Genomic DNA, 18,843 nt, shown 5'->3' on the forward strand with positions numbered 1-18,843 from the left:
CCACCGGGCCGGGTCTCAAGGCTCCAGCAGCGCCTGCAACGCCTTGGCGTGCGCCTCCTCCTCGGTGAGCAGCTCCTCCAGCAGCCGCCGCGTGGTGGGGTCGCGCTCCGCGAAGTAGGGGATCAGCTCGCGGTACGCCTCGATGGCGACGCGCTCCGCCGCCAGGTTCTCGCGGAGCAACTCCACCAGCGTCCGCCCCTCTTCGTCGTGGGTACCACCGCTGGACATGAGTCCTCCAAGGTTGAAGTCCGGCCGCCCGCCCAGCTGCTGGATGCGCTCGGCGATCCTCAGCGCGTGGTCCCGCGCCTCGCGCGCGTGCCGGCCGAACGCGGCCTTCACCACTTCAAAGCCGGGGCCCGCCGCGCACAGGGCGTGGCGTGTGTAGCGCCGCACGCAGACGACCTGGGTCGCGAGCACGGCGTTGAGCAGCGTGAGGCAGATTTCCAGCTCGCCCCCGGCGGTGTCCGTGCGGGTGCCCGCCGCCCGTTGCTCGCGCGCATGGCGGTGGAGCTCCCGGAGGTCGGTGACGAACGGCTGCGGACGCGTGTCGGCCATGGCATTGCCTCCGGGCGGCTGGGTGTCGGGAAGCTGGGCGGCCCTGGCGGCACCGTCCATCCCTCCTGCCCCCATGTGCCGGGAGCGCCGTGCCTGTCCGTCCCACCCCGTGGCCGAGTCCCGAGGTCCGATTCCCGCCGCCGACGCCTGCTTCCATGCCCGGCGCGGGCAGGGACGTTGCCCGCGAACATCCCTTGCGGCCTCCGGGGCGGAGGAGGGGGTTCGGGGTTAGTCTTCGCCAATGAGCTCGAGCCCATCCAGCCGGCCGTCCGTCGTCGTGGCGGAGCTGGGGCCCACGAACACCGGGAAGACCTACCGCGCCATCGAGCGGATGCTCGAGCACGACTCAGGCATCATCGGGCTGCCCCTTCGCCTGCTTGCCCGTGAGGTCTACGACCGGGTGACCGCGAAGGTGGGCGAGGGCCGGGTCGCGCTGATGACGGGCGAGGAGAAGCGCATCCCGCCCCGGCCCGACTACTGGATCTGCACCGTGGAGGCGATGCCGACCGACCGGCAGGTCGACTTCCTCGCGGTGGATGAAATCCAGCTCGCCGCGCACCGCGAGCGTGGGCACGTCTTCACCGACCGGCTGCTCCACGCGCGCGGGCGCAAGGAGACCTGGTTCCTGGGCGCGGAGACGATGCGGCCCATGGTGCAGGCGCTCATCCCGCATGCGTCCATGAAGCGCGCCACGCGCCTGTCGCAGCTGCGCTACTCCGGGCGCAAGTCGCTGAAGAGCCTGCCGCCGCGCTCGGCGGTGGTCGCGTTCTCCGCGGACCGCGTGTACGAGCTGGCCGAGTCGCTGCGCCGCCTGCGGGGTGGAGTGGCGGTGGTGCTGGGGGCGCTGTCGCCCCGCACGCGCAACGCGCAGGTGGCCATGTATCAGTCCGGCGAGGTCCAGTACCTCGTGGCCACGGATGCCATTGGCATGGGGTTGAACCTGGACCTCAACCACGTGGCCTTCGCGACGCTCAGCAAGTACGACGGCGCCGAGCAGCGCGACCTGTATCCCGACGAGCTGGCGCAGATCGCCGGCCGCGCGGGGCGCCACCTGAACGACGGCAGCTTCGGCGCGCTGAACACGCTGCCGGAGCTGCCGCCGCGCGTCGTCTCCGCCATCGAATCGCATCGCTTCCCCGCGGTGCGCAGCCTCATCTGGCGCAACGCCTCGCTCGACTTCTCCAGCCCGGAGGCCCTGCTGGACTCATTGTCGCGAGCGCCGCGTGACAGCGCCTTCGTGCGGGTGGAGCGCGCGGATGACTTCGACGCGCTCAAGGGGCTGTCGGCCGTGCCCGCCATCCGCGAGCTCACCACCGACAAGGCGTCCGTCGAGCTGTTGTGGCAGGTCTGCCAGGTCCCGGACTTCCGCAAGGGCCTCTTCGGCCAGCACGTCGCGCTCCTGCGGGAGACGTTCCTCCAGCTGACCGCAGGGGATGGGAGGCTGGACCCCACGTGGCTGGGCCGGCAGGTGTCGCCGCTCGACGACGCGTCCGGGGACATCCACACGTTGATGGACCGGCTCGCGGCCATCCGCATCTGGACGTACATCAGTCACCGTCCGGGCTGGCTGCACGACGCGGAGGAGTGGCAGGAGCGCACGCGCCGCATCGAGGACGCGCTGGGCGATGCCCTCCACGAGCGGCTGGTGGAGCGCTTCGTCCAGCGGGCCGCGAGGAGGAGCGCGCGCCGCTTCGTGAGGGCCAGCGCGCAGCCGCAGGCCTCTTCGGACAGTCCGTTCGCCAAGCTGGGGCAGTTGCTGACGGAGGTGCCGGGCGCGGAAGGCGCGCTGATGACGGAGGAGCAGTTCGTCCAGCGCGTGGTGGACGCGACGCACGACGCCTTCGAGGTGGACCCGATGGGGCGCATCTCCTTCGAGTCACAGCCGCTGGCCCGGCTGGTGCGGGGACGCGACCGGCGCTCGCCGCAGCTCGCGTTGGCGGAGCCGGAGGTGTGGACGGGCGGCGCGCGGCAGCGGCTGGAGCGTCGGCTGGTGGCGCTGGCGAAGGACCTGGTCACGGAGGCCATGGGAGGCTTTCCGGCGGAGTCCTTCACGGGCGAGAGCCGCGCACCGGCGATGCGAGGCGTGGCCTACCGGCTGGCGGAAGGGCTGGGCGTCATCTCCCAGGGCGAGGCGCGCGAACAGTGGAAGCTCCTGGACGAGGAGTCGCGGGAGCGGCTGAAGGCGCAGGGTGTCCACGAGGGCCAGCGGTTCCTCTACGTCACCGGGGCCCTGTCGCCGCAGGCCCTGGAGCGGCGCGCCATGTTGACGGCGCTGTTCCAGCAGGCCTCGTGCCCGCAGGGCATCCCCCAGGAGCCGGCGCTGAACGTCGCGGCGCTGGGCGGCCGGAACGCGCGGTCCTTCGGCTACGAGGTCATCGGGCCGGTGGCGCTGCGCATCGACATCGTGGAGCGGCTGGCGGAGGGCTTGCGGAATCCCCAGGGCGCCCGGCAGGCGCACGCGCTCATGCAGCAGCTGCGCTTGGAAGGCAGCGTGCGCGCGCAGGTGCTGCGGGCGTTGGGCGGCCAGCCCCAGGGCGCTGCCTCGAAGCGGCGGCGGCGCAAGCGGGGCAGGAAGCCGTCGGCGACGGCGCCGGAGGCGGGGGGGGCTCGCGGACGTGAGCCGGCGGTATCGAAGTGGCTCAACGAACGCCCCTCATGAGGGGACGTCCAGGGAGCAGGCTGCCCGCCTGGGAGGAGGGGAGGCGACGAATCCACGCGGGCCCTGGCCGGATTCGCCTACGCTGATGCTGTCTCCTCTTCAAGGCCGGTGGTTGTCCCATGAGCAGTGGTCGTGCCCTCTCGCCAGTCCTCCTCGTCGGTGCCGGAACGGGCGAAGCCACGTGCGGCATCCTCTACCTCGCGAGCTACCTGCGGCGCGGCGGGATTGAAGCCTTCGTGCGGCTGTGGGACGGCGACGAGAGCGCGGGGGAGGTGAAGGACTCCTTCGAGCGCCTCATCGCCCGCGTGCGCCCGAAGCTCATCGGCATCAGCCTGAAGTGGTTCCACCACGTGGACCGCGCGCTGCTCATCGCGCGGACCGTGCGGAAGATCGACCCGTCCATCCGCATCGTCGTGGGAGGCAACTCCGCGTCGTACTGGTGGAAGGAGCTGAGCGGCTACGACTGCATCGACCACGTCGTGCTGGGCGATGGGGAGGTTCCCCTGCTGGCGCTCTGCAACGGAGAGGAAGCCCCGCCCAACTGCGTGACGCGGACGCCGGATGGCCGTCCCCGCAGGCTGCCGCTGGCGTACGTGCAGCGCGCCACCAACACGCAGGACGTCTACTACTCGCACTTCAACGACATCTTCCTCAGCCAGAGGGACGCCCACTCCTTCTCCGGCTGGGTCGCGCCGGGCAAGGGCTGCGGGGAGAACTGCCTGTATTGCGGCGGGGCGCGTGGCAACCAGAAGGCGGACTTCGGGCGCGCGAAGCCGTTCCTGCGCGCGGAGGAGAACGTGCGCCGGGACCACCAAGAGATCGCCAGCCGGACGTGGCAGATGCGCTACGACTTCGCGGGCAGCACCGCGGAGTTCCTGGGGAGCACCTGGGCGGGCGTGGACCTCTCCCGCCACTGCTGCACGTACTTCCTCTGGGGCGTGCCGCGCGTGGAGCTGGTCGCGGCGCTGGCGGCGACCTTCCAGCGCATCTACATGGTCATCGACATCGGCTGCTTCTCCGAGCAGCAGCGGCTGGAGCAGATGTCCAAGGGCCTGCTCAAGCCGTGCGCGAAGGACCGCGAGCTGCTCGACGTCATCGAGTCCGTCCGCCGCCACCCGAACGTGGACATCGAAATCTCCGGCATCGGAGGCCTCCCGTTCACGAACAAGGCACGGCTCGCGGAGGAGCTCCGGCTGGTCGAACAGGTCATCGGCCTGGACTGCGTGGTGGGCTACCAGCGGCTGGAGGCGCAGCCTGGAGCGCTCGTCACGGAGCACCCCGCGCGCTTCGACATGGTGACCGAGGCGAAGACGTTCGCGGAGTTCCTTGACTACTTCGAGCGCCGCGAGCCCGGCGACGTGTCCGTGCCGATGATCCGCTTCAAGGACGCGGAGCTGGAGGCGGCCGTGCAGCGCAACTCGGACCGGGTGGACGCCCTCGCCTGGAAGCACCGGGACGCGAGGAAGCACGTCAATCTCACGGGACGCACGCGGCTCAAGAACACCGCGCCCTCGACGGAGCGCTTCACGCTGGGGGACTGGCTGGGCAGCCACCGCGCGCCCGCGAAGCTGGCGAAGGAGCCGGTGACGGTCCTGCGCTCGGTGGACGGCATCACCCTGAGCTGCGCCCCGTCCGTCAGCCCGCGCAGGTTCAACGAGCCGACGCTGACGCAAGGTGAGGATGGCGCCATCCTCCTCGCCGCCCTGGATGCCTTCAAGCAGCCCACCACCGTCTCCCAGGCGGTGACGCACCTGGGCACCAAGGCGAGGCTGGATCCGCGGTCCGCCCATGACGTCATCGACCACCTGGTGGACGGACGCTTCCTCCAGCCCGCTTGAGGCGCTGGATACCAAAGCGTGCAATACCTTTAAAAGCTGCATATCGTGACAGCTCCTCTTCGTGAGAAGGAGCGGTCCGATGTTCAGGAATGCGACCTTGTGGCTCGCGCTGGCGGGTGGCCTGCTGGCATCCGGGGCGGGCGCGGCGACGGTGACGAACTACCGGGGCGGCAACACGCCGGTGTACTCGCGCACCTCGTATGACTACGTGCCGAGCGTGATGAAGGACGGCGTCTACCGCATGTGGTGGTGCGGCGGCATCGCGGGCGACTACATCCTCTACGCCGAGGCGGACAGCCTGAGCGGCCCATGGCACGCGCGAGGCTCCACGGCGGCCAACAGCTACAACACGGTGTTCGCGCCCACGGGGAACGCCGCGCAGTTCGACGGCATCCACGTCTGTGATCCGTCCGTCATCCGCGTCGACGCGACGTATTACATGTATTACGGCGGCTACGGCGACGGCACGGGCACCACGATGATTGGCGTGGCGTCCAGTCCGGACGGCCTCAACTGGACGCGGCTCAACGGCGGCAATCCCATCATCGTGCCCGCGCGGGACTACCGCACCGTGCCCAACAAGTACGGCGCGGGACAGCCGAGCGTCACGTTCGTGGAGGGGAAGTTCTACCTCATCTTCACGGACTCCACGGGCTACGCGGTGGATGGCAACGGCGGAGGCCAGTTCGTGCTGCGCTCGGCGGACCCGACCTTCCAGACGGGGGTGGAGGAGCTGACGGCCACGGGCTTCGCGCCCCGGACGGCGGCGAACCACACGCGGCACTCGCTGATGGGCGCGTTCTCGGTGGACTGGCAGTACGTGGACACGAACGACACGTTCGCCATCGCGGTGGACGGAAGCACCGCCAGCGCGACGCGCGTCTTCCTCTTCAACAGCGCGCTGAACCAGCAGGTGGATCAGTTCGACGTCGCGGGCACGTGGACGGAAGGACCGGCCATCGTGTCGCGTCCGGACAAGCACGCCGTCGCGTCGTCCTCGTGCGGCACGGTCCCGGTGGACCTCCTCCGCTCGGTGGGCACGGGTGACGTGAACACCTGGAACCTGGCGCACAGCGGCGTGGATCTGCTGACGGGGCGCTCGTGCGACCAGGTGCCCATGGGGCGCGTGTACGAGGGCTATCTCCTCCAGAGCGCCGGTCTGCCGCTCACCCTGGTGCGCGGTGGGACGCGGCTCCAGTTCGCGCTGGCCGCGCCCGCGCAGGTCCTGTCACGCAACGCGATCGCCGTCTCGTCCGACCTCTTCCACCGCGTCCCCTACGGGGCCTCCATGCACTCGGGAGCGCCCGTGTACGGCGCGGCCGGGCGCCCCGCCGCGTTCTCCCTGGATGACGGGCGGCTGTGGCCGGTAAGCTGCCTGGAGGCCATCACGCACAACAACTCGTCCATCGCGCTGCTCGGCGTGAGTCAGTGGGACGGCATCCCCAAGGGACCCAGCCTCCACTGCGTGAAGTAGGCACCGCCACGAGATGACGGGCGGCTCCGTTCGCCCGCACAGGAGCCTTTCCATGATTGAAACCCCTCGCATCACGCAGACGGACGCGCAGCACACCGCGTTCATCCATGTGACCGTGCCCCGCTCGGAGCTCCGTCAGGTCATGGGCCCGGGCATCTCGGAGGTGATGGCCACCGTGGCCGCGCAGGGCCTCAAGCCCGCGGGGCCGTGGTTCGTGCATCACCTGCGGATCGACCCGGACGTCTTCGACCTGGAGATCAGCGTGCCCGTGCCCTCGCCGGTCAAGGCCGCGGGCCGCGTCCAACCGGGGCTGTGGCCCGCGATGAAGGTCGTGCGCGCCGTCTACCAGGGGCCCTATGAGGGCCTGGGCGCCGCCTGGGGCGAGTTCGATGGGTGGATCCGGGAGCAGGGGCTCAAGACCGCCCAGGACGTCTGGGAGGTCTACGTCTCGGGGCCGGAGTCGAGCCCCGACCCCAAGACGTGGCGGACGGAGTGCAACCGGCCGCTGCTCGACTGACGGGGCCGGTTCGTCACCGCCGGTGGTGGGCGCCTTCGGCGTGCCCGCCCTCGGAATGCATGGGCGCCGCGGGCTCCTCCGGCCTCGCGGCGCTCGCACGCGGCGGATGGGCCGTGGGCGGCGTCATGGGCTCCGCGAGCGGCACGGGCTGTCCGGTGGACTGCGCGACCTCCTCCGGCTCCGGCCCCCGGTTCCAGTGGCCCGAGCGGGCCACCACGTGCTCGCCCACGGGCTGCGTCTGGCGCATCAGCTCCTGGTCCCGCGAGGCCGGCAGGCGATGCGTGCCCACGTCGGGCCGCACGAAGTCGTTCACGCCCACGAAGGTCCAGCTCGGTCCGGTGCTGATGCCGGGAGGCGCAAGGGGCTGCCAGCCGATGAAGCCATCCCCCCACCGCCAGTCCACCCATGCGGGTGCCCACTCACTGTCGGGCCACCACACCCAGCCCAGGGACGGCTCGACGAACCACCGGCCGTAGTGGAAGGGCGCCTGGCCCCAATCCCAATCACTCTCGAAGGTCCATCCCCAATCGCTGGACACCCACTGGCCACCGGAGGAGTAGGGGACGAAGTCCGCGCCGACGACGCCCGGGTCCGGACGCCAGACCCAGCCAATCCGCGCCAGGTCCGTCCAGGTGCCGTAGGGAGCCAGCACCTCCCGGAACTGGGTGATGGGGTTGCTCAGGGGCGTCGAGCTGGAGGTCACCTGAGGCCCGAATTCATCCGCCGGGCCCAGCGCGCAGCCGCTGGCTGCCAGGATGGCGAAGACGGTCACTCCGCCGGTCCGAAGCCAGCGCACCCGGATGTGCCAGGGGCCCATGTCCGGTTCCTTTCGTGGGGGTTACGCCCTGGAAGGTGAGGATGACTTCACGCAACTTCACGAGCCAGCGCCGGAAGGGGGGCGTATGAACGCCTGAACGGAGGTTCCAATGGCATCCGCGAAGGCCATGCTGGGAGGCATGCTGGGCCGCTTCCTCTTCACCGACGCCCGGGTGACGCAGGTGCGCGAGGTGTCGCGCGCCTTTCGTCAGATTGACTGTGAAGGGCCGGCGCTGCGGGGGCAGGGCTGGACCCCTGGCGACAAGGTGCAGGTGTTCCTGCCAGGGCTGGGCATGCGCACGTACACGCCGCTGTCGTGGGATGAAACGCGCGGCGCCACGGCCTTCCTCGTGTACCTGCACGGCGACAGCCCGGGAGCGAGGTGGGGACGCGACGTGCGCGCCGGGGACACGGTCCAGTTCTTCGGGCCGCGTCGCTCGGTGGCGCTGGAGGCCGGTGACGCGCCGGTGGTCCTCTTCGGTGACGAAACGTCCTTCGCGGTGGCGCACGCGTTGCGGACCGGAGCGAAGCGGGACGTCACGCCGCTCTTCGAGGTGACGCGCCGCGAGGACTGCGCGCCCGCGCTGCGCGAGCTGGGCTTCGAGGGCCAGGACGTGGAGCGCACGCCAGGGGACGCGCACCTGGCACAGGTCCACGAGCGGCTGCGCGAAGCCCTGCGCGCGAAGCCCGGCGCGACGCTGGTGATGACGGGCCGGGCGCAGTCCATCCAGGCCCTGCGCTCGCGGCTGCGCGGCGACGGCGAAAGCGCCACGCCCAGGGTGAAGGCCTACTGGGCGGTGGGCAAGGCGGGGCTGGACTGAGTCAGGCCGGAGCGAACTGGAGGCCGCGCAGGAAGTCGTCGCGGCCCCGGGTGACGCCCGCGGGGCGGCGCTTGGACTTCTGCCGCAGGAACCGCGAGGCGTCCTGGCGGCGGTAGCAGGTGAGGAGCCGGTCCTCGTCGTTGAGGATGAGGATCCACCCGCGCGCCTGCCGGGCCAGCGACGAATCGCGAAGGGCCACGGGCAGGTCGCGCTCGTGCACGGTGAGGTGGGTGGCACCGCACGCGCGGGCGGGAGTGCCGAACTCGAGGATGAACGCGATGACCTCCTCGCGCAGCCTCCAGCGGGCACACTGCTCGACGAAGAGGCGGGTGAGGGAGAACACGGACGACGCGGGGCTCTGGCGCATGGCGGGCTATCTCCTTGCGCGCTTCCCAATACACACGGCGTTCCAACCCCTCGTGCACGGGATTCCGCGCACTTGCGCGAAGCCCCGGGGCCTGCGAAAGGACAATCCGTCAATCGCGCCAATGCCCCCTGTCACTCAGGCACGGTGGCCTTCACGAAGGCCGCCGTCCCCCACGCCGCGTGACGGCGCCGTGCACTCCCAGGCTGGACCGTTGTGAAGAATTCCTTCACGGGCCATTCGGCTTTTTGACACGCTCGCGAGGGGCTGGACCCGGGCATCATGCCCCGTCCGGCTTCGTGGCGCTGCGCGTGAGGCCGGGCGACACCTCTGGCCGAAGGGATGGACGGGGCACGATGAAGCTTCGCTCGAAAGCACTGGGAGTCGTGCTGGGCGCGGGTGCGGCGGGGATGTCGCTGGCGCTCCTGTTCGGCGCGGGATGTGGAGGCCGTGCGATGCATGTCGCCGCGGTGCCGCCGCCCGAGAATCCGCAGGTGCTCCGGACGCCGGCAGCCTTCGCGGGCATTGGCGACAAGAAGGAGCGCTCGCGGGCGCTGTTCCTGGAGGCGAGCCGGGTGATGCTGCATCCGCGCTGCGTCAACTGCCACCCCGTGGGGGACAGCCCCCTGCAGGGGGAGAACAGCCAGGTCCACGACCCGCCGGTGGCCCGGGGCCCCGAGGACAACGGCGTGCCCGGCCTGGAGTGCACCTCCTGCCACCAGGACCGCAACGCGCAGCTGGCGCGGGTCCCCGGCGCGCCCAAGTGGCACCTGGCGCCCAAGGTGATGTTCTGGGAGGGCCGCACGCCGCGCTCGCTGTGCGAACAGCTGAAGGACCCGGCGCGCAACGGCGGCAAGAGCCTGGCGGAGCTGATCGAGCACTCCGCGCATGACGAGCTGGTGGGCTGGGGCTGGAAGCCCGGAGCGGACCGGGTGCCGGCGCCGGGAACGCAGGCGGAGTTCGGGGCCTTGATGGCCGCGTGGGTGAAGGACGGCGCGGAGTGCCCGCGCGAGGAGAGCCGACCGTGAGCATCCGTCTGCGAGTGAATGGAACCGAGCACGTGCTCGACGTGGATCCGGAGATGCCGCTGCTCTGGGCGCTGCGCGACGTGCTGACGTTGAACGGGACGAAGTACGGCTGCGGCCAGGCGCTGTGCGGCGCGTGCGTGGTGCACATCGACGGCGCGGCGGTGCGCTCGTGCGTGACGCCGGTGCGCCGCGCGGAGGGCCGCGAGGTGATGACCATTGAAGGCCTGTCGCCGGACGGCTCGCACCCGTTGCAGAAGGCCTGGGTGGATCTGGCGGTGCCGCAGTGTGGCTTCTGTCAGGCGGGGCAGATCATGACCGCGGCGGCGCTGCTGGCGAAGAAGCCGAAGCCCACCGACGCGGAGATTGATCAATCACTGGCGGGCAACCTCTGCCGCTGCGGGACGTACACGCGCATCCGCACCGCCGTGAAGAAGGCGGCGGGACTGCCGACGGAGTGAGGACCCCCACCATGCAAGACACGCGCATCCGTCTGTCGCGCCGCTCCGTGCTCGCGGGAATGGGCCTCGTGGCCGGGGGCCTGGGGCTGGAGGTGATCCTCCCCGCCAGGGCGCACGCCGCCCCCATGCCCACGGCGCTGCCCGCGGTGCCCACGGAGGGCCTGCGGGCCAACGTCTTCGTGCACGTGGCGCCGGATGGCGTGGTGACCATCGTCTGTCACCGCTCGGAGATGGGGCAGGGCGTGCGCAGCTCGCTGCCGGTGCTCATCGCGGACGAGCTGGGCGCGGACATGGCCCACGTGAAGGTGGTCCAGGGCGACGGCGACGAGGCCTACGGCGACCAGAACACGGACGGCTCCAGCAGCGTGCGGAAGATCTTCGACGACCTGCGCTACGCGGGCGCGACGGCGCGCACGATGCTGGTCGCGGTGGCGGCGAAGCGCTGGAAGGTGGCGCCCGCGGAGTGCGAGGCGCGCGACCACGCGGTGTTCCACAAGGGCACGCAGCGGACGCTCCGCTTCGGCGAGCTGGCCAGTGACGCGGCGAAGCTCAAGGTCCCGAAGAAGGAGGCCGTGACGCTGCGGCCGCGCGGCGAGCTCAAGCACCTGGGCAAGGAGCTGCCGCTCCTGGACGGGCCGGACATCGTGACGGGCCGGGCGGTGTTCGGCGCGGACGTGGTGCTGCCGGGGATGCGCACGGCGGTCATCGCGCGTCCGCCCGTGGCCGGGGGCCGGGTGGCCCGCTACGACGCGGCGAAGACGCTGGCGGTGCCGGGCGTGCGGCAGGTGGTGGAGCTGCCGGCGGCGAAGAAGCCCTTCCTCTTCCAGCCGCTGGGAGGCGTGGCGGTGGTGGCGGACAACACCTGGGCGGCGATGAAGGGCCGCGAGGTGCTGGACGTGACGTGGGAGGGCGGGGACAACGCCGTCTACGACTCGGCGGCGTACCGCGAGCAGTTGCTGGAGGTGATTGGCAAGCCGGGCAAGGTGGTGCGCAACGTCGGCGACGCGGAAGGCGCGCTGGCGAAGGCGGCGAAGCGGGTGCAGGCCACGTACAACACGCCGCACCTGGCGCACGCGCCCATGGAGCCGCCCGCGGCGGTGGCGAAGGTGGAGAACGGCACCTGCGAGGTCTGGGCCACGACGCAGAACCCGCAGGCCGCGCGCAGCGAGGTGGCGAAGGCGCTGGGCCTCGACCCGTCGAAGGTGACGGTGCACGTGACGCTCTTGGGCGGTGGGTTCGGCCGCAAGTCGAAGCCGGACTACGTGGTGGAGGCGGCGCTCGTCGCGAAGGCGGTGGGCGCGCCGGTGCGCCTGCAGTGGACGCGCGAGGACGACGTGCGCCACGACTACTACCACTCCACCAGCGCGCAGCGGCTGGAGGCAGGCCTGGACGCGAACGGCAAGGTGGTGGCGTGGCACCAGCGCATCGCGTTCCCGCCCATCGGCTCCACGTTCGCGGACGCGACGTTCGCGGGCGACGGGGAGATGGGGCAGGGCATCCTGGACCTGCCGCTGGCCATCCCCGACGTCCGGATGGAGAACTGCGAGGCGCGGGCGCACACGCGCATCGGCTGGCTGCGGTCCGTGGCGAACATCTACCACGCGTTCGCGGTGCAGAGCTTCATCGACGAGCTGGCGCACGCGCGCGGCACGGATCCGCGTGACACGTTGCTGGAGGTGCTGGGGCCCTCGCGCATCGTGACGCCCAAGGACCTGGGCGTGGCGAAGGTGCCGAACTACGGCCAGTCGATTGAAGAGCACCCGGTGGACACGGCGCGGCTCAGGCGCGTGATTGAGCGGGTGACGGGCCTGGCGCGCTGGGACGAGCGCAAGCAGCAGGGGCGGGCGCTGGGGCTGGCGGCGCACCGCAGCTTCCTGACGTACGTGGCGGTGGTGGTGTCGGTGGTGAAGGACGCGGACGAGCGCATCCGGGTGGACGAGGCGTGGATCGTCGCGGACGCGGGCACCATCGTGAACATGGAGCGCGTCCGGGCGCAGATGGAGGGCGCGGTGGTGTTCGGCCTGAGCCTGGGGCTCTACGGCGCCATCACCATGAAGGACGGCGCCGTGGTGGAGAGCAACTTCCGCGACTACCGCCTGGCCCGCATCGCGGAGACGCCCCGGAAGATCCACGTCGACATCATTCCCAGCGACGGCCGCCCGGGAGGCATTGGAGAGCCCGGAGTGCCCCCCGTGGCCCCGGCCCTCGCCAACGCCGTGTTCGCGCTCACGGGGACCCGCGTGCGCGAGCTGCCGTTGGTGAAGACCGTGAAGGTGTGATCACGGAGGAGCAGCCAAGAATCCGATTGGCTGCTGCCGTTCCGCGGAGTCAGGACGCGCTGAAGAAGACGAACACCGCCAATGCGATTCCGCATCCGACGAGCAGGGCGAGCGCTGGATTGGAGCGGTGACGCACTGCCGCGTAGACAGCGCAGACCGCTGCTACCCCGAGCAGCGCGTAGACGAGCGTCGCCCACAAGCCGAGGCCCGTTCGGGCACCGGCGGCGTACCTGAGCATGAAGATCAGGTACGCCGCCGTGGACAGCCCAAGCGCCGTGAAGCCTGTTACCAAGCACTGTCTCTCAGTTGGCAGGACTTTGGCGCTCATGTTCGCTCAGTGGACCGCGTCTCGGCCAATCTGCCCCGCGGCTTCAGCGGAGCAAGCCCCGACAGGGCCTGACCCGCCACAGTAGGTTTGCGCGTCGTTCGTCTTCACCGGCCCCATCTGGTGGGCCAGCTCGTGCATGACCGTCGAGGCGATCGCCTTCCGCTGCGTTCCTGGCGGCCCTGCTGGCGGACGCTCGAAGTTCGATCCCGGGCAGAGCGTGGTCTCGCCAGTGAAGCCGTTCGTGACGGCCTTTCCGCCGACGAGCTTGCACCACCAGTCGTTCTTGGCCGCGTGAACGTTGTGTTCAAGCGAATCCGTGAAGGGATCTGATCCGAAGCATTCCATGAACCAGTTGTGGACCTCACTGCTGGCGCTCAGATCCCACAGCACGTCCTGCAAGATATTCCACCAGTCGTTACGGTCCGCCGTTCCCACGACCTTCAGGCCGTTGCTGTCGATGAACGCGAGAGGATTGTTCACGGCATAGGAGTATGCCGGTACAGCCATGCTGGCCTTGGCCATATCCAGCATGTACTTGGGGCTGTGCAACAGCGGCTCCGGCTGCAGGTACCGCCCGATACTGGGGTCGTAGAAGCGGTTCCAGTTCTCGAAGAGGTCGGTTTCGGCGTCGTGGTACTGGCCGGGGAAGCGAAGGGGCGTCCAGAAGGGGGAAGCGCCCGTCTGGAAGCGGCGGTACTCGTAGGCGGAGATGACGGCGCCCTCTTCCTTCTTGGACCCCTGGGGGAATCCGGTGGTCGTGCAGTTGCAGACGTTGTGGCAGAACAAATCATTACACGATTGGCCTGGGGTGCAGGAGGCGATGCCGGAGTTGATGATGGCGGCGCGGACACCGGAAGCGCCGGGGGTCACCCAGGCCGTCCAGCCGCGACCGTCGTCCCAGGCACTGCGCGTCGTCAAGTCGGTGCTGGAGGCCTCGTCGCGAATGGCGACGGAGTCACTGCGGTCGGCGGAGCCGGCGGTGCACTGCTCGGACTCATTCCAGAGGTCGAGCCCGTCGAAGAGGACGCGCTGCTGGAGGGTGGTGCCGGTAACGGCGGGCTGCTTCATCACGCCGCCGAAGGTGGTGGTGGCCACCTTGTAGGGGTGCGGGGTTTCGATGTCGACGCTGACGCGGTTGACGTGGCCGAAGGCGTCATACTCGCCGGTGCCGGTGACGCGGCCCTGGCCATCCAGCATGAGGACGGGCTTGCCGAGGTAGTCGGTGACGAGGTGGTAGGTGCCGCAGGCGGCGGCCTGGCCATCGCGAGCGCAGTCGGTGGTGGCGTCGGAGAGGTGGGCCCAGGAGGCATCCAGCTTGCCGCGAAGGACGGCGACAGGGCGGCCGTCCAGCCAGACGTACTCGTCCACCGGGTGGGTGGCGGAGGTGAAGGCAGTGGCATTGCCCTGGTCCACCAGCAGGCCCTGGGACGCGTTGTAGAAGTACTCGTCCTTGATGCCGGTGGGGTAGTCCTTGAGGCGGCGCCGGCCCTGGGCGTCGTAGAAGTAGTTGAACGTCAGGCCATTGACGCTGACAGCCTTGAAGACGGTGTCCGCACCGCCGTTGGAAGACGGGCCGGAGGTGAAGTCGAGGTGAAAGGCGTTGCCGAGAGCGTCGGCGGGGCGCCAGAGCTTCTGGGAGACACGGCCGTCGGCGTCGTAGGTGAAGGAGTGGCCGAGGGTGGCGCCCGTCTGGGTGGAGTCGCGGGAGACGAGCCGGTCCGGGTGGCCGGTGCTGGAGTAGGCCAGGGCCCAGGTGTTGGCCTCGCCGGACTCGGAGGTGCGGTTGCCGCGGGCGTCGTAGCCGAAGGTGCGCGAGGTGAAGGGGCCGCCGGTGGTGGAGAGGGTGCCGGTAGCGGACGTCAGGCGCAGCAGGCCGTCGTAGCCGTAGGTTTCGGTGAGGGGCGAGGAGGCGCCCAGCAGGCACGAGTCGGAGCGGACAAGCTGATCCGCCTGCCACGTGTACACCTGCTTGAGGACGCCGCCGTTGCCGCTGCCCGGGGTGAAGTGGGTGCCCGAGGCAAGCGTGGACACCCAGAGGGCACGCACGCGGCCCGTGGCGTCTCCCGTCCCAACGCTGGGAATGGCGGTGGGGCAGGAGGAAGGCGCGGCGGAGGCGTTGTCGCCCAGGGCGTATTCGACGCTGCCGGTAGTACCCGCCGACGCGTAGTGGGTGCGGTAGCCACGCACGCCGCCGTAGGGTTCCCAGGCCACCTGGGAGAGCAGCACCTCCGTGGTGGGGGCGCTGCTGGAGTACTTCGAGACGGAGACGCTCTGAACGCGGTCGGTGAGGGCGCCGGTGCCATAGGTGTAGGTGACGACGCGGCCGTAGGGGTGCGTCACCTGGGTGAGGTTGCCATTGAGGCTGTAGGCGTAGAGGGTGTGAGGATTCTGGAAGGGCATGCCGGTGCAGGTGGTGGTGCCCGTGCGCAGGCGCACCTCCTTCACCTTGCGGCCCCAGGCGTCGTAGCTGAACCAGGTGCGGCCGAAGGAGTCGTCCAGGTAGCGCACGCGGCCCAGCGTATTGGCCAGGGTACCGCAGGAGGCATCGGGGCTCACTGAGGCGTCGTAGCCCTGCGCGTAGAGCGTCTCCGCGCCGCCGGAGACCAGCGGTGAGACGTGGGAGACGGAGAGCTGCCGGCCCATGGCGTCATAAGCAGAGTCCAGGTGGTCCCGGACGTGGGCCGAGGCCATGGCGGGCGTCTGCTTCACCACGGAGTTGCCCTGGGCGTCATAGGCGAAGCGGGTGGTGCCCGCGGTGCTGCCACTGCCGGTTGCAGCAAGCGTCGCGTCCACCACGTTGCCGAAGTCGTCGTACTGGTAGCGCGAGGCATTGGCGGAAGGCGTCGCCGTCGCGCAGTTCGTCGTCGCGGCAAGGCCCGTGTCCACGCTGATGACGTTGCCGTGCGCGTCGTGCTTGAGGCACGTGCGCGTGGTGGTGCTGCCCGTCGGGTGCTCGTCAATGCGCTGGAGCCGGTTGGCGCCGTCGTACTGCATGGCATTGCAGGCCGCGGAAGTGGGCTGGCCATCCGTGCCGACGGCACACCAGGCGGGAGGCGCGTTGAAGGGCTTGCCTTCGCCCGTGAGGTTGTTGGCGGCGTCGTAGCTCTTCGTGGCGACGAAGCTGCCCGTGCCGGAACCCGTCTTCGTCCAGGTGGGACGGCGGTGGGCGTCCGCGGCATAGGAGAGCACCTTGCGCGTGTTGCCGGAGGCGTCGAGGTAGCGCTCCTCGTTCACCGTGCCATCCGGCCAGTAGGTGTACGCCACCTTCTCGGACCAGGTGGCCGCGGTCGCGGTGGAGGACTTCGCCTTCCACTGCAGCTTGTCGGTGAGGGTGCCGCCAGTGCAGCCGGACGTCGTCCCCTGGCGGTAGCAGGAGACGTCGTAGTTGCCCTCCGGCAGTTGCACGTACGTCTGGTTGCCTGCGGAGTCGTAACCGTAGCTGGTCACCACGTCCGGCTGTCCCGTGACCCGCACGGTCCGCGTCAGCAGGTGGTTGCTCTGGTAGGTGGAGAGGAAGGTGACGCCGTTCGCGTCGACCATCTCCGTGACGTGCCCGCTGGCGTCGTAGGCGTTGAAGAATGTCTCGATGGGCGTGCTGGTGAGGCCCGCCGGGTATTTGGCCATCTTCTTCAACTGGTTGCGTCGGGGCGTCGTCTCCGTATCTGCCCAGTAGTAGTTGCGCGTCACGGGGAACACGGTGCCGGTAGTGCAATCCGTGGCGGCCTCGCTGGAGACGAAGCAGGGACCATGCTGCTCAAGGGTCCGGCCAAAGGGATCCGCCGTGGTCTCACCCGTACGCGTCGTCAGGAAGAAGGTGCCCACCCAGCGCTGCTGGCTGCTCCAGGTGCCGGAGGCGGCGTCGAAGACGCGCGTCCAACCGGACTGGATGGTAGCCGAGAGGCGGCCGGTGGAGTCGTAGCGGTTGAAGGTGCGGGCCTTCTGGCCGGACGCGCCGAGGACGCTGGCCTTCTCCGAGGAGGCCAGCAGCTGCTCGCCATTGAGGCCGTAGGTGTAGCTGAAGGTTTCCTCCTCCAGTGCGCCAGTGCCTGTCATGTCCTGGGCGCCGCGCTTGATGCTTGTCTTCTCCAGCAGCGAGGACGGCACGCTGGTGTTCGACGGGGCGGCGTAGGAGTAGACCTCCCAGAATTCGCGCTTGTCCTTCTTGGCCTTGAGGAAGCCGGGGGAGGTGCTGGTGGCGCACTCCCACTCGTTGCGCTCGTTGCCGGGGCTGCACGCACCCGCGACGGTGCAGGAATCCACCGTCCGGTAGAGGCGGGGACCGGTGCCCAGGCTGGGATTGGAGAGCGTCTCGAAGGACTGGGTGAAACCCGCCGCGCCGCTGGTGCCGTCACCCCGGCCGGCGTTGCTGTTGGTGAGGTCGCGCTTGCTGGGGGCGACGCCACAGCAGTTGCTGCCCGGCTGGCAGGTAGTGCTCTGCGAGGTGCCCAGTGCCAGCTGCTCTCCGGCGCCCGTCACCGACGTCACCTTGCCGGTGGAGCGGCCCTGCCAGTCCAGCGAGTAGGTGTGCGTCATGACGAGCATGCTGCCGGTGGAGACTTGCAGCGCGCTGTTGGTGAAGGTGTACGTGCGCACGGTGCTGGGCGTGGTGGCGGAGACAATCTGCCCGGTGACTTCAGCGCTGCCCTCCTGCTGGTAGGCGTAGGTGACGGCGGGCGAGGACTCACCCCGGCGCGTGACGCTGCGAAGTACGCAGTGCGAGCTGCCGTAGGGGTAGGGCAGGTGGAGGAGGACGTACTGGAAGTCCATGGCACCGGAAGCGCCGGTGACGGAGGCCAGGTAGGGGACGCCCGTGTCGCTGCCCGTCGCGCCGCCCGGGCACACCATGCCGGAAGGGGCGGCATAAGCCAGCGTGGCCAGCGCAACACCCTTGGGGGAGACGATGCGGCTGAGGAAGTAGCGCGTCTGGCCTCCGACGGACTCCAGGTGCTTGGCCTCGAAGACGAGCTTGCGGCCGCCGACTTCCACCAGCGTGAAGCCATTGGCTGTCTTCTGCAGCCGCTCGCGCCTGCTGCTGGAGTTGGTGGAGGCGGTGGCCCAGCACGAGGTGCCAGTGCAGGGGGTGAAGTGGGACTGAGAGCCATTGCCCCGGACAACCGTCCAGCGCGAGGACGTCAGGTGCACGAAGCTGTAGTACTCGTGCGACCAGTTGAGCGAGGACTGGTTGTTGAGGCTGCCACCGAAGGGCTTGGTGATGTTGCCGACGACATTGCCGGTGTAGGACCAGGCAGCGGGGTCGGACGTGTAGAAGCGGCGCAGGGTCAGGGCGCCCGTGGCGCTGCCCAGCTGCACGTCGGTCTCCACGAGGATGCTCTCACCCGTGGCGACGTTGACGGGGTCTCCCGCCGTCGGCAGGCGCTCGCCTTCTGGTCCGCAGCGGCAGTTGCCGTCCTCGCAGGGCTGGGGCGGCGCGGCACAATCCCACGTGCTCTTGCAGCACGAGGCGCCGTTCTCGGGAAAGGTCGGGTTGACAGGATTGCAGAAGGGGTCGTCCGAGCAATCCGCATTGCCATTGCAACGCATGCTGCCGTCGCAGGTGCACTGCACCTGCTTGCCGGCATCGCAATAGATATAGAGGTTGTTGACGCACGCGTCTTGCGCGTGACTGACGCCGGGCAGACACACCAGCATCACGGCCAGCAAGGCCAGAGGCTTGAAGAAAGAAGACATGATCAGGGGTTTTCCTGG

General features: G+C 69.7%; 13 protein-coding genes. 8 read left to right on the forward strand and 5 right to left on the reverse strand.

What is annotated here, in order from left to right:
• Nucleotides 1-15: 15 nt before the first annotated feature.
• Nucleotides 16-555: a bacterioferritin gene (locus NR792_RS05645; RefSeq protein ID WP_375759037.1), complete on the reverse strand. Its 540-nt coding sequence runs from the start codon at nt 553-555 to the stop codon at nt 16-18.
• A 241-nt stretch (nt 556-796) separates the two neighbouring features.
• Between NR792_RS05645 and NR792_RS05650 the strand changes: the two genes are divergently transcribed.
• From NR792_RS05650 to NR792_RS05665, 4 genes are all read left to right on the forward strand, one after another.
• Entirely contained in the window at nt 797-3,214 is a 2,418-nt protein-coding gene (locus NR792_RS05650) for a helicase-related protein (protein WP_375759038.1), read from the forward strand.
• 119 nt (nt 3,215-3,333) lie between these two features.
• Entirely contained in the window at nt 3,334-5,052 is a 1,719-nt protein-coding gene (locus NR792_RS05655; protein ID WP_375759039.1) for a cobalamin-dependent protein, read from the forward strand.
• A 79-nt stretch (nt 5,053-5,131) separates the two neighbouring features.
• Nucleotides 5,132-6,526, forward strand: a complete 1,395-nt coding sequence (locus NR792_RS05660) for a hypothetical protein (RefSeq protein WP_375759040.1) — start codon at nt 5,132-5,134, stop codon at nt 6,524-6,526.
• A 52-nt stretch (nt 6,527-6,578) separates the two neighbouring features.
• Nucleotides 6,579-7,043, forward strand: a complete 465-nt coding sequence (locus tag NR792_RS05665) for a GyrI-like domain-containing protein (RefSeq protein WP_375759041.1) — start codon at nt 6,579-6,581, stop codon at nt 7,041-7,043.
• A 13-nt stretch (nt 7,044-7,056) separates the two neighbouring features.
• Here NR792_RS05665 and NR792_RS05670 read toward each other — a convergent pair whose 3' ends face one another.
• Nucleotides 7,057-7,860, reverse strand: coding sequence for a DUF6600 domain-containing protein (locus tag NR792_RS05670; protein ID WP_375759042.1), 804 nt, complete (start codon nt 7,858-7,860; stop codon nt 7,057-7,059).
• 109 nt (nt 7,861-7,969) lie between these two features.
• Here NR792_RS05670 and NR792_RS05675 point away from each other — a divergent pair, with 109 nt between their 5' ends.
• Entirely contained in the window at nt 7,970-8,680 is a 711-nt protein-coding gene (locus tag NR792_RS05675) for a siderophore-interacting protein (RefSeq protein ID WP_375759043.1), read from the forward strand.
• Between the two features lies 1 nt (nt 8,681).
• Here NR792_RS05675 and NR792_RS05680 read toward each other — a convergent pair whose 3' ends face one another.
• Nucleotides 8,682-9,047 (reverse strand): hypothetical protein, encoded by a 366-nt coding sequence (locus NR792_RS05680; protein ID WP_375759044.1) that lies wholly within the window; start codon nt 9,045-9,047, stop codon nt 8,682-8,684.
• A gap of 353 nt (nt 9,048-9,400) precedes the next feature.
• Here NR792_RS05680 and NR792_RS05685 point away from each other — a divergent pair, with 353 nt between their 5' ends.
• From NR792_RS05685 to NR792_RS05695, 3 genes are read left to right on the forward strand one after another with little or no spacing between them, the layout of a single operon-like run.
• A complete protein-coding gene (locus NR792_RS05685) occupies nt 9,401-10,072 on the forward strand; it encodes an Isoquinoline 1-oxidoreductase subunit (RefSeq protein WP_375759045.1) in 672 nt (223 codons plus the stop codon).
• On the forward strand, nt 10,069-10,530 hold the full coding sequence (locus tag NR792_RS05690) for a (2Fe-2S)-binding protein (protein ID WP_375759046.1): 462 nt from the start codon (nt 10,069-10,071) through the stop codon (nt 10,528-10,530). The genes NR792_RS05685 and NR792_RS05690 overlap by 4 nt, the downstream gene beginning before the upstream one ends.
• Before the next feature lie 11 nt (nt 10,531-10,541).
• Nucleotides 10,542-12,809 (forward strand): molybdopterin cofactor-binding domain-containing protein, encoded by a 2,268-nt coding sequence (locus NR792_RS05695; protein WP_375759047.1) that lies wholly within the window; start codon nt 10,542-10,544, stop codon nt 12,807-12,809.
• A gap of 49 nt (nt 12,810-12,858) precedes the next feature.
• Here the strand turns inward: NR792_RS05695 and NR792_RS05700 are convergent, their stop codons facing one another.
• Both NR792_RS05700 and NR792_RS05705 read right to left on the reverse strand, forming a co-directional pair.
• Complete coding sequence (locus tag NR792_RS05700) at nt 12,859-13,137, reverse strand: hypothetical protein (RefSeq protein WP_375759048.1); 279 nt, start codon at nt 13,135-13,137, stop codon at nt 12,859-12,861.
• Nucleotides 13,138-13,143: 6 nt separating this feature from the next.
• Nucleotides 13,144-18,825 (reverse strand): RHS repeat-associated core domain-containing protein, encoded by a 5,682-nt coding sequence (locus tag NR792_RS05705; RefSeq protein WP_375759049.1) that lies wholly within the window; start codon nt 18,823-18,825, stop codon nt 13,144-13,146.
• Nucleotides 18,826-18,843: the final 18 nt, after the last annotated feature.

Origin of the sequence: Corallococcus exercitus, assembly GCF_042231735.1 — a bacterium.
Lineage (GTDB): Bacteria > Myxococcota > Myxococcia > Myxococcales > Myxococcaceae > Corallococcus > Corallococcus exercitus_B.

Bases quoted from the DNA above. Each gene is read 5' to 3' on its own strand.
- NR792_RS05685 (WP_375759045.1), top strand. From the start codon at position 9,401: ATGAAGCTTCGCTCGAAAGCACTGGGAGTCGTGCTGGGCGCGGGTGCG.
- NR792_RS05680 (WP_375759044.1), bottom strand. From the start codon at position 9,047: ATGCGCCAGAGCCCCGCGTCGTCCGTGTTCTCCCTCACCCGCCTCTTC.
- NR792_RS05645 (WP_375759037.1), bottom strand. From the start codon at position 555: ATGGCCGACACGCGTCCGCAGCCGTTCGTCACCGACCTCCGGGAGCTC.
- NR792_RS05650 (WP_375759038.1), top strand. From the start codon at position 797: ATGAGCTCGAGCCCATCCAGCCGGCCGTCCGTCGTCGTGGCGGAGCTG.
- NR792_RS05670 (WP_375759042.1), bottom strand. From the start codon at position 7,860: ATGGGCCCCTGGCACATCCGGGTGCGCTGGCTTCGGACCGGCGGAGTG.
- NR792_RS05675 (WP_375759043.1), top strand. From the start codon at position 7,970: ATGGCATCCGCGAAGGCCATGCTGGGAGGCATGCTGGGCCGCTTCCTC.
- NR792_RS05705 (WP_375759049.1), bottom strand. From the start codon at position 18,825: ATGTCTTCTTTCTTCAAGCCTCTGGCCTTGCTGGCCGTGATGCTGGTG.
- NR792_RS05665 (WP_375759041.1), top strand. From the start codon at position 6,579: ATGATTGAAACCCCTCGCATCACGCAGACGGACGCGCAGCACACCGCG.
- NR792_RS05660 (WP_375759040.1), top strand. From the start codon at position 5,132: ATGTTCAGGAATGCGACCTTGTGGCTCGCGCTGGCGGGTGGCCTGCTG.
- NR792_RS05700 (WP_375759048.1), bottom strand. From the start codon at position 13,137: ATGAGCGCCAAAGTCCTGCCAACTGAGAGACAGTGCTTGGTAACAGGC.
- NR792_RS05655 (WP_375759039.1), top strand. From the start codon at position 3,334: ATGAGCAGTGGTCGTGCCCTCTCGCCAGTCCTCCTCGTCGGTGCCGGA.
- NR792_RS05695 (WP_375759047.1), top strand. From the start codon at position 10,542: ATGCAAGACACGCGCATCCGTCTGTCGCGCCGCTCCGTGCTCGCGGGA.